The sequence below is a fragment of the Stenotrophomonas maltophilia group sp. Smal32 genome, assembly GCF_030237085.1.
Taxonomy (GTDB): domain Bacteria; phylum Pseudomonadota; class Gammaproteobacteria; order Xanthomonadales; family Xanthomonadaceae; genus Stenotrophomonas; species Stenotrophomonas maltophilia_Q.
This window is the reverse complement of sequence record NZ_JASJSI010000004.1, coordinates 70,568-80,208: the sequence shown is the minus strand read 5'-3', so window position 1 is coordinate 80,208 and position 9,641 is coordinate 70,568. Positions and strand designations below refer to the sequence as shown.

The 9,641-nt window shown below is 67.3% G+C and carries 11 protein-coding genes; 8 read left to right on the top strand and 3 right to left on the bottom strand.

Going from position 1 to position 9,641, the window contains the following annotated elements; translation table 11 throughout:
- Position 1: 1 nt before the first annotated feature.
- Genes QRO91_RS01855 through QRO91_RS01845 form a run of 3 tightly spaced genes read right to left on the bottom strand, consistent with a single transcriptional unit; the run spans position 2 to position 2,003 of the window.
- Positions 2-694 (bottom strand): oxidoreductase, encoded by a 693-nt coding sequence (locus QRO91_RS01855; protein WP_100443511.1) that lies wholly within the window; start codon positions 692-694, stop codon positions 2-4.
- Positions 695-711: 17 nt separating this feature from the next.
- Positions 712-1,383 carry a ChrR family anti-sigma-E factor gene (locus QRO91_RS01850; RefSeq protein WP_049429287.1) on the bottom strand — a complete coding sequence of 224 codons (672 nt, stop codon included), beginning with the start codon at positions 1,381-1,383 and terminating at the stop codon, positions 712-714.
- Positions 1,380-2,003, bottom strand: a complete 624-nt coding sequence (locus QRO91_RS01845) for a sigma-70 family RNA polymerase sigma factor (protein WP_049429288.1) — start codon at positions 2,001-2,003, stop codon at positions 1,380-1,382. Before QRO91_RS01845 ends, QRO91_RS01850 begins: the two co-directional genes overlap by 4 nt.
- Positions 2,004-2,135: 132 nt before the next feature.
- On the opposite strand from QRO91_RS01845, the gene QRO91_RS01840 reads away from it, so the two are divergent.
- The 8 genes from QRO91_RS01840 (at position 2,136) to QRO91_RS01805 (ending at position 9,636) form a co-directional block, all read left to right on the top strand.
- On the top strand, positions 2,136-2,903 hold the full coding sequence (locus tag QRO91_RS01840; RefSeq protein ID WP_197619157.1) for a hypothetical protein: 768 nt from the start codon (positions 2,136-2,138) through the stop codon (positions 2,901-2,903).
- Positions 2,904-2,984: 81 nt separating this feature from the next.
- On the top strand, positions 2,985-3,935 hold the full coding sequence (locus QRO91_RS01835; RefSeq protein ID WP_197650007.1) for an acyl-CoA desaturase: 951 nt from the start codon (positions 2,985-2,987) through the stop codon (positions 3,933-3,935).
- Position 3,936: 1 nt separating this feature from the next.
- Positions 3,937-5,214 (top strand): NAD(P)/FAD-dependent oxidoreductase, encoded by a 1,278-nt coding sequence (locus QRO91_RS01830; protein ID WP_049429290.1) that lies wholly within the window; start codon positions 3,937-3,939, stop codon positions 5,212-5,214.
- Positions 5,211-5,978 carry a DUF1365 domain-containing protein gene (locus QRO91_RS01825; RefSeq protein WP_049429291.1) on the top strand — a complete coding sequence of 256 codons (768 nt, stop codon included), beginning with the start codon at positions 5,211-5,213 and terminating at the stop codon, positions 5,976-5,978. Before QRO91_RS01830 ends, QRO91_RS01825 begins: the two co-directional genes overlap by 4 nt.
- Positions 5,975-7,234, top strand: a complete 1,260-nt coding sequence (locus tag QRO91_RS01820; protein ID WP_049429292.1) for a cyclopropane-fatty-acyl-phospholipid synthase family protein — start codon at positions 5,975-5,977, stop codon at positions 7,232-7,234. The genes QRO91_RS01825 and QRO91_RS01820 overlap by 4 nt, the downstream gene beginning before the upstream one ends.
- Before the next feature lies 1 nt (position 7,235).
- Positions 7,236-7,784 (top strand): DUF2878 domain-containing protein, encoded by a 549-nt coding sequence (locus QRO91_RS01815; RefSeq protein WP_197619153.1) that lies wholly within the window; start codon positions 7,236-7,238, stop codon positions 7,782-7,784.
- Complete coding sequence (locus tag QRO91_RS01810; protein ID WP_100443512.1) at positions 7,781-8,566, top strand: DUF1295 domain-containing protein; 786 nt, start codon at positions 7,781-7,783, stop codon at positions 8,564-8,566. The genes QRO91_RS01815 and QRO91_RS01810 overlap by 4 nt, the downstream gene beginning before the upstream one ends.
- Positions 8,563-9,636: a cyclopropane-fatty-acyl-phospholipid synthase family protein gene (locus tag QRO91_RS01805; protein WP_285310209.1), complete on the top strand. Its 1,074-nt coding sequence runs from the start codon at positions 8,563-8,565 to the stop codon at positions 9,634-9,636. The genes QRO91_RS01810 and QRO91_RS01805 overlap by 4 nt, the downstream gene beginning before the upstream one ends.
- Positions 9,637-9,641: the final 5 nt, after the last annotated feature.

Here is a 9,641-nt window from a genome sequence, read left to right as displayed (position 1 = left end):
CTCACGCCGCCGGATCACGCGTGCCTGCCGCGATCCGGTTGATGTCCGCGCACTCCACCGTGGCAGGCGGATGCTCTCTTCCTGCCAGTGCGATCATCGCCTGGCCCACCGCCAGATTGCTGGTGACCAGTGAAGGGACGAGTGCGCCCGCCAGTTTCATCAGCGGCGCGCCACCCCAGTACAGGGGCTTGAGCACCGCGTGGCGCGTGCCGGTTCCCGATACCGGCCGCACGCCTCCCGGGCGCAGCATCACGGTACGCACCGGCATCCTGCGGAGCGCCAGTTCGATTTCGCCCTTGATCCGCAGCGGCATCACCCGGCTCTGCGGGTCCGCGCCGGCGCCGGACACATACAGAAAGCAACCGTCGGGATTCACTGCCGCCCACGCGCGGGCCACGGCCAGTGTGGTGTCCAGCGTCACCCGCCGGTACTCGGCTTCGGCGGTGCCCACCGGAGGCGCGCCCGCGCAATAGAAGCACGCGTTGAAGCCAGCCAGATCGTCACGCTGCTCATCGATGCGCAGGAAATCCGGCACGACCCGCTCGCTTCCCGCACCGCTGAGGCTGCCCGGACGCCGTACCAGCGCGGTCAGATGGCCGACCTGCGATGAGCGCTGGCAGGCCAACGCCACGCCCTGCCCCACCAACCCGGCGGCGCCGGTCAACAGAACACGCAATGCTTCTGCCCTCGCCATCACCCTCTCCCGCCCCGCTAGAGCTTCACGAAACGCTGCACCTTCCGCGCCAGCCAGCCACTGAACACCAGGGGTGCATCCAGCGCCGACACGCAGATACACGGCACCCCTGGCGCGGTCACCGGCTGGTGCTCCACGTCCCCATCCAGGTCCGCCACGTCGCCGGGCGCGAACAACCCCAACGCATCATTGTACGAGCCCCGCAGGATCTGGGTCAGCTCGCTTCGGCCGTGGCTGTGCATCGGCAGGCACTTGCCCGGGGCAATCTTCAGCATGATCAGCGAAGGCATCTGCTCGGCACGGATGCAGTGCACGCCCGGCGCCATCCAGCGCCAGCGCAGGCCACTGAGCGACGCGCCGAAATACGGGTGAAGTGACGCAGGAAGATGGTCCGGATCGGCTTCGGGGCGCTCTCTGGAAACGGTCCGTGATGACACTGCCGCGGCAGGCACATCCGTCGCCAGGCGCATCAACATCGCGTCGCGCAACTGCTCGCGGCGTAGATCGCCCGTGGATGGCTGGGTCTGTTCCAGCAAGACCGATCCGATCGCCTCGGCCTCGCGCAGGCGCTGGCGACAGTGCGGGCACTGCTCCAGATGGGCGCCCGCCACGATGCTCAACGGCGCCGGAAGCGCGCCTGCGGCGTAGCTCATCAGTGTGGATTCGTGCAGATGGTGGTGCGGATTCACAGCGCACCTCCCACTTTCGACTGCAGTTGCAGGAACGCACGCCGCAGGTGCGATTTCACCGTGCCCAGCGGCATGCCCAGTGCCTCGGCGATCTCGCTGTGGCTCTTGGCCTCGAAGTAGGACATGCGCACCAGCCGCGCCTGCACTGCCGGCAACTCATTGATGCGTTGGCGAAGCCGGGCCTGGTCGGCGAACTGTTCGGCGCTGCTGCGCTCGACCACGTCCATCGTTGCCGCGTCTTCCACCGCCACCTGTACCTGCATCCAGCTGCGCTCGCGGCGCACGCGGTCGATATGCAGGTTGCGGGCGATGCGGTACAGCCAGGTGCTCAACGCACCCTGCGCGGCATCATAGTCGGCCGCGCGCAGCCACAGGCGCAGCAGGCACTCCTGCGCCAGCTCCTCGGCCACCGCCTCGGGCGCGCCCAGCCCGCGCAGATAGACGCACAGGCGCGGCATGAAATGGTCGTAGATCCGCATGAAACAGTCGCGGTCGCGCAGCCGCGCGACACCGTCCATGTCGCCGGCCCAGTTTTTCGGCTCGCTGCTGGGCTGCTGGGAGCTGGACACGATGCGTGCGCTGTTGAAGTTGGCGAGGGTGCTGGCGGCGTCAGGATACATCTGCGTTCGCGGCGGGCGGGTGAAGGTCTGTCCCCTGTACGCGCGGGAATGGCAATCGGATGCAGCCCGCATTGCGCATCCAACCCGCCCCGCCCGCCGTACGACCTGGACCCGCCCTTACGGATGAATGCCATGCGCATCGCCTGGCTGTTGTTGTGCCTGCCCCACGCCGGACTGGCGACCCCTTGGCTGCGCAGCGAGGGCGTGGCGACGTCCTCGCAGGGCCGGATCCTCTACCACGAAGTTCACTGGCGCCGCGACGCCAGCGAGGGGGCCGAGCACTGGGTGCTGTACCAGTGCCCCGGTGGCCAGCCGTTCGCCCGCAAGCACCTGCCGGCCAGCCCCCTGGCGCAGGCTCGTGGCTATACGCTGCAGGACCGGCGCAGTGGCCAGACGGCCGAGATCGAGGCCGCCAGCGGCGCTGTGTCCGTCGTCTGGAAGGAGGATGCCGCCAGCCCGCCCCGGCAGCGCAGGCTTGATTTGCCGCCGGATGCGGTGATCGATGCGGGATTCGACGCGGCGGTGCGCCTGCACTGGACAGCGCTGATGCAGGGCGAGCGCGTGTCGATGCCGTTCCTGGTGCCCGGGCGGCAGCGCTACTTCCCGGTGCAGGTGCGGCATACCGGCGCCCTGCGCTGGCAAGGCATCGACGCCCAGTCGATCGAGGTCAGCCTCGACACCTGGTATGGCGGCGTCGCACCCCGCCTGTCGCTGGTCTATGCCAACGCCGACAGGCGCCTTCTGGAATTCAATGGCACCAGCAACCTGCGCGATGCACGCGGCACCTATCCGCGGGTGACGGTGCGCTTCAGCGCACCTCCCGCGCAACGCCCCGCGTCTGAGTGGCAACAGGCATGGGCGCAGCCACTGGTCGACCGCTGCCCTGTTACGAACACGTGAAGCCAACATTCACCGCAACACGTCGCATCCATTGCGCATTCTGGTGCGTACAGGAAGACACGACACCCGCCGAGATCCGCCATGGCCTCTGTATCGCCCCTCCCCCGTCGACGCTGGCGCCTGCTGCGCACCCTGCAGCGCTGGGTTGATACCGGCGAAGCCGCGGACGTTGGCGCGGAACAGTCGGGCCGCATCGACTGGCTGCGTGCGGTGCCGTTCGCACTGATGCATGTGGCGTGCATCGCGGTGATCTGGGTAGGTGTCTCATGGACGGCTGTCATCGTGGCCGCAGCGCTCTACGCGGTGCGCATGTTCGCCATCACCGCGTTCTATCACCGCTACTTCTCACACCGCACCTTCCAGGCACCGCGTGCGGTGCAGTTCGTGTTCGCGGTGATCGGCGCGGCCAGCGTGCAGCGCGGCCCGCTGTGGTGGGCGGCCCATCATCGCCACCATCACCGCCACGCAGACCAGCCACTGGACCCGCATTCGCCGCGCGAGGGAGGCTTCTGGCGCAGCCACATGGGCTGGTTCCTGACCCGCGAAGCCTTCGCCACCGACCTGTCGCGGGTGCCGGACCTGGCGCGCTTCCCGGAACTGCGCTGGCTGGACCGCTTCGACACCGCCATTTCCGTGCTGCTGGCCATCGGCCTCTATGCATTGGGCGCAGCACTGGAACACTGGGCGCCGGGCCTGCACACCTCCGGCCCGCAGTTGCTGGTGTGGGGATTCTTCATTTCCACCATCGTGCTGTTCCACGCCACGGTCACCATCAACTCGCTGGCCCACCGCTTCGGTCGTCGCCGCTTCGAGACCCGCGACGACAGCCGCAACAACCTCTGGCTGGCCCTGCTGACGTTCGGCGAAGGCTGGCACAACAACCATCACTTCTTCCCCGGCACCGTACGCCAGGGCTTCCGCTGGTGGGAGATCGACCTGACCTGGTACGGGCTGCGCGTGATGGCGGCGTTCGGCCTGGTCAAGGGACTCAAGCCCGTCCCCGAATGGGTGCTGGCAAAGGCGAGGTACTGACATGCGCATCGCCATCATCGGTTCAGGCATCTCGGGGCTGGCCAGCGCCTGGTGGCTGCAGGAGCGGCACCAGGTGACGCTGTTCGAGGCCAACGATTACCTGGGCGGCCACACCCATACCCACGACGTGCAGATAGACGGCACGCGCATGGCCGTGGACACCGGCTTCATTGTCTTCAATCCCCGGCACTACCCGCTGCTGACGGCACTGTTCGATGAGCTGGGCGTGGCCTCGCAGCCGACCACCATGAGCTTTTCGATGCACAGCGAGCGCAGCGGCGTGGAGTACAACGCCACCTCGCTGGATGGCCTGTTCTGCCAGCGACGCAACCTGGTATCGCCGCGCTTCTGGGGCATGCTGGCCGACCTGCGCCGCTTCTATCGGGATGCCCCGCTGTTGCTGGGCGAGGACGAAGGCCCAACGCTGGGCCAGTACCTGCGCGATCAGCGCTACGGCGAGGCCTTCATTGAAGAGCACCTTCTGCCGATGGCCTCGGCACTGTGGTCGTCTCCCACCGCCACGGTGCAGGACTTCCCCGCGCGCTATCTGGCCCAGTTCATGGCCAACCACCAGATGCTGCAGATGACCGGGCGGTCCTCCTGGCGGGTCGTTACCGGCGGGTCGGCCCGTTACGTGGATGCACTGCGCCGCCGTTGGCGGGTGCATGAGCGCCTGCAGTGCCCGGTGCAGCGGGTGGAGCGCACGCCTGAGGGCGCACGCGTGCACAGTGCCGCCGGCGTCGAAGCCTTCGACGAAGTCATCCTGGCCTGCCATAGCGACCAGGCCCTGGCCCTGCTGGGTGATGCCGACCCCGTCGAGCGCGAGGTGCTGGGTGCCATCCGCTACCAATCCAACGAAGCGGTACTGCATACCGATGCCTCGCTGCTGCCACGCAACCGCAAGGCCTGGGCCGCCTGGAATGCACATGTACCGCGGGATCCAACCGCGCCCTGCACGGTCAGTTACTGCATGAACCTGCTGCAGGGCCTGCCCGGCAGCACGCCATTGGTGGTCACCCTCAACCGCAGCGAAGCCATCGACCCGGCCAGGGTGCTGCGCACGCTGCACTATGCACACCCGGTGCACGATCATGCTGCGGTTCGCGCGCAGCAGCGATGGGCAGACCTGCAGGGCCATCGCCACACCTGGTTCGCAGGGGCCTACTGGGGCTGGGGCTTCCATGAGGATGGTATTCGCAGCGCCCGCCGCGTGGTGGATGCGCTGTTGGCCTGCGCACCGCATCGCCAGGTATCGCTGGCGCGCGAGGTGGCGGCATGAGCGCCAGCGCACTCTATTTCGGGCAGGTGATGCATCGCCGGCATCACCCGCATCCGCATACGTTCCGTTATCCGGTTGCACAACTGCTGCTCGACCTGGATGAACTAGAGACCGTGTTTGCCGGGCGCTGGCTGTGGTCGGTCAATCGGCGCAACCTTGCCGAGTTCCGGCGCAGCGACTATTTCGGCGATCCCGCACAGCCTCTGGCAGACGCCGTGCGCGACCATGCCGCGCAGACGCTTGGCCATCGACCTTCGGGGCCGGTACGCCTGCTGACGCACCTTCGCTTTGCCGGGCATGTGTTCAACCCGGTCAGTTTCTACTACTGCTACCAGGCCGACGGCAGTTCGCTGGACTGCATCGTGGCCGAGATCACCAATACGCCCTGGAAGGAGCGGCACGCGTACGTGCTGCCGGTCGCCACGGCCGTCCACGAAGGTGCGTCACTGCGTTGGCAGTTCGACAAGCGATTCCACGTCTCGCCGTTCATGCCGATGGACTGCCGTTACGACTGGCGCTTCAACAGCCCCGATGAGGACCTGCGTGTGCACATGCAGGTCTGGCGAGACGGCATTCGCCAGTTCGATGCCACCCAGACGCTGCAACGCCGCCCTCTGGATGGCCGCGGCCTGGCGCGGGTTCTGGCCTGCTATCCACTGATGACCACCCAGGTGGTGGCCGCCATCCACTGGCACGCACTGCGGCTGTGGCTGAAGCGCAACCCCGTACACGACCACCCCACCCTTGCCGGGAAACCGCGATGAACTCGATGACACCTTCGGTGACCCTGCCGCGCCCCAGCGCGCTGGACGCCTTCCTGCGCCGCCGGCTGCTGGCACAGCTTGCCCCCCTGCGTGATGGCCACCTGTGCGTGCGCGATGCCCTTGGCGAGGTCCGGCTGGGCAACGCCCATGCCGGGCTGCAGGTGACGGTGACCATTGATGACCCGGCGTTCTACCGGAAGGTCGCTGCGCAGGGCAGCGTCGGCGCCGGCGAGAGCTACATCCAGGGCGAATGGCACTGCGATGATCTGGTGGCTCTGATACGCCTGCTGGTCCGCAACCGCGACCTGCTTGATGGCATGGAGCAGGGCCCGGCCCGTGTGGCTGGCTGGCTGCTGCGCGGCTGGAACCGGCTGCACCGCAACAGCCGCGAGGGCAGCCGGCGCAACATCGCCGCCCACTACGACCTGGGCAACGATTTCTTCGCCCTGTTCCTGTCGCCGGACCTGATGTACTCGTCGGCGCTGTTCACCAGCGAATCCGAATCGCTGGAGTCTGCCTCGCGCCGCAAGCTGGACCGCATCTGCCAGCAGCTGCAACTCACGCCGGGTGACCGGGTGGTGGAAATCGGTACCGGCTGGGGTGGCTTCGCGGTGCACGCGGCGCAGCACTATGGCTGCCACGTCACCACCACCACCATCTCCGCCGAACAGCATGCGCTGGCCGTCGAGCGCGTTCGGGCCGCCGGCCTGCAGGACCGGGTCACGTTGCTGATGCAGGACTACCGTGACCTGCAGGGCCGGTTCGACAAGCTGGTTTCGATCGAAATGATCGAAGCGATCGGCGCCGAGTACCTGGACACCTACATGGCCACGCTGCAGCGGCTGCTGAAGCCCGATGGCGTTGCCCTGCTGCAGGCCATCACCATCGAGGACCATCGCTACGAGCAGGCCCGGCGCAGCGTCGACTACATCAAGCGCTACGTGTTCCCCGGCAGCTTCATTCCCTCCATCAACGCGATCATGGCGGCCAAGACGCGGTCCAGCGACCTTCAGCTGATCGCCCAGCAGGATTTCGGCCATTCCTACGCGCTGACCCTGCGCACCTGGCGCCAGCGCTTCCTCGCACAGCTGCCCGCCGTGCAGGCACAGGGGTTCGATGCGCGCTTCTGCCGCCTGTGGGACTTCTACCTGGCCTACTGCGAAGGCGGTTTCCTGGAGCGTTCGATCGGTGTTTCGCATCTGCTGCTGGCGCGCCCGGGCCATCGACCCGCGGTCCCGGCTGGCGAAGGCAACTGAAATGCGCCGGTTCTGGGCCAACCTGCTTGGCAACCAGCTGGTCTGGCTGTGCGCGGTGGCTGGTGCCGGGCGCGGCTGGCAGTGGCCCGCGTTGCTGGCCGCGTCGCTGTATATCGGCAGCCAGCTGCTGACGTCGGCGCATCCCCGACTGGACCTGCGGCTGCTGCTGCTAGCGTTGGCCTGCGCTTGGCTGGTCGACGCCAGCGCTGCCGCCAGCGGCACCGTGCGCTACGCCGCTGCCCCGCTGGGATGGGCGCCGCCGCCCTGGATCATGGCCTTGTGGGCTTCATTCGCCATGACCCTGAGCACCTCGATGCGCTTCCTGCAGCGACACCCTGCCCTGCCGCCCCTCTTCGGCCTGGTGCTGGCGCCACTGGCCTACCTGTCGGCCGCGCGTGGATTCGGCGCGGTGCAGTTCAACAGCCCGACGTGGCATGGCGTCCTGGTCCTCGGCACGGGCTGGGCCATTGCGCTTTCCCTCCTGTGCCGCGCCGCCCTTGGCGGCACGCGTACTACGCCACAACCCCCTCTCGCCGGAGCGTCATCATGATCAACCTGCTCTGGGTGCTGCTCTACGCGCTACTGGTGATGAGCTGGGGCTGGGCCTGGCAGCGCCGCCACCACAACATCGGCGTTGTGGATGTGCTCTGGGCCAAAGGCGTGGCTGCCGCCGCGCTGTTGCTGGCGCTGCTGGGCGATGGTGCGGTGACGCCACGGGTGGCGCTGGCTGTGCTCGGCGGCCTGTGGGGCGGTCGCCTGGCCCTTCATCTCTGGCATCGGGTCCGGCACGAAGCAGAGGACGGGCGCTATCGCTACCTCCGAGAGCACTGGCAGGGACACCAGGGAAAGATCTTCGCGTTCTTCATGGCGCAGGCACTGCTGGTGGTGCTGTTTGCGCTGCCCTTCGTCGCGGTCGCTGCCAATCAAGCCGCTGGCACCCCCCCCTGGGCGTTGGCGGCCGCGTTCGTCTGGCTGCTGAGCGTGGGCGGAGAAGCGCTGGCCGACCGCCAGCTGGCCCGGTTCCGCGCGAACCCGGCCAACAAAGGCCGTACCTGCCGTGATGGGCTCTGGCGGTATTCCCGCCACCCCAACTACTTCTTCGAGTGGCTGCACTGGTTCACCTACGTGCTGCTGGCCGTCGGCTCCCCGCTGTGGTGGCTGGCCTGGCTCGGCCCCGTGCTGATGTATGTATTCCTGCGCTATCTGAGCGGCATCCCGTTCACCGAAAAGCAGGCCCTGCGCAGCCGCGGCGACGACTACCGCGCCTACCAGCGCAGCACGCCGATGTTCTTCCCCTGGTTCCCCCACCCTTCCAAGGAGCATTCCGCATGAGCGCGATACCGTCACTGAATCCGGCCGAGGAAGCAGAAACCGGGCTGACCGCCTGGGCCGAACGCGGCCTGGTGCCGGACGCTGCGCTGCGTGCCGGTATCCGACGGCTGTGCGCGCAGCGCCTGCAGGAAGAATCGGCAGGTGGTATCGAAGCGCAGTCCGCGCGCTTCGCCCGCCGCATCGCCGAACTGGCCGACAGCCCGCTGGCACTGCATACCGATGCAGCCAATCGCCAGCATTACGAAGTGCCTGCGGCGTTCTTCCAGGCCTGCCTGGGCAAGCGTTTGAAGTACAGCAGCTGCTACTACCCCACCGGCCACGAAACGCTGGACCAGGCTGAAGAGGCGATGCTGGAGCTGTACGGCCAGCGCGCTGGCCTGGCCGATGGACAGCACATTCTCGAACTGGGCTGTGGCTGGGGCTCGCTGACGCTGTGGATGGCCGAGCGCTACCCGCGCGCAACGATCACGGCCGTGTCCAACTCACACAGCCAGCGCGAACACATCATGGCCCAATGCCAGGCGCGCGGACTGCCCAATGTGGAAGTGCTCACCCGTGACGTGAACCAGCTGGAACTGCCCACCGCGCAGTTTGATCGCTGCGTTTCGGTCGAGATGTTCGAGCACGTGCGCAACTACGAGCGCCTGCTGGCGCGCATTGCACAGTGGCTGAAGCCGGACGGTGCGTTGTTCGTGCACATCTTCGCCCACCGCACGCTGATGTACCCGTTCGAAACCGAGGGCGGCGACAACTGGATGGGCCGCCACTTCTTCACCGGCGGCCTGATGCCCGCCGCCGATACCTTGCTGCATTTCCAGCGCGACCTGCGGCTGGATCAGCGCTGGTTGCTGGACGGCACCCACTACCAGCGCACTGCCGAACACTGGCTGGCCAATCAGGACGCGGCACGCGATCGGGTGATGCCGGTGCTGGCGGCGACCTATGGGCCTGCGGCTGCGCGCATCTGGTGGCAACGCTGGCGGATGTTCTGGATGGCGTGTGCCGAGCTGTTCGGTTACGACGATGGCCAGCAATGGCTGGTGGCCCATTACCTGTTCCGTCCCCGCTGAGGTGT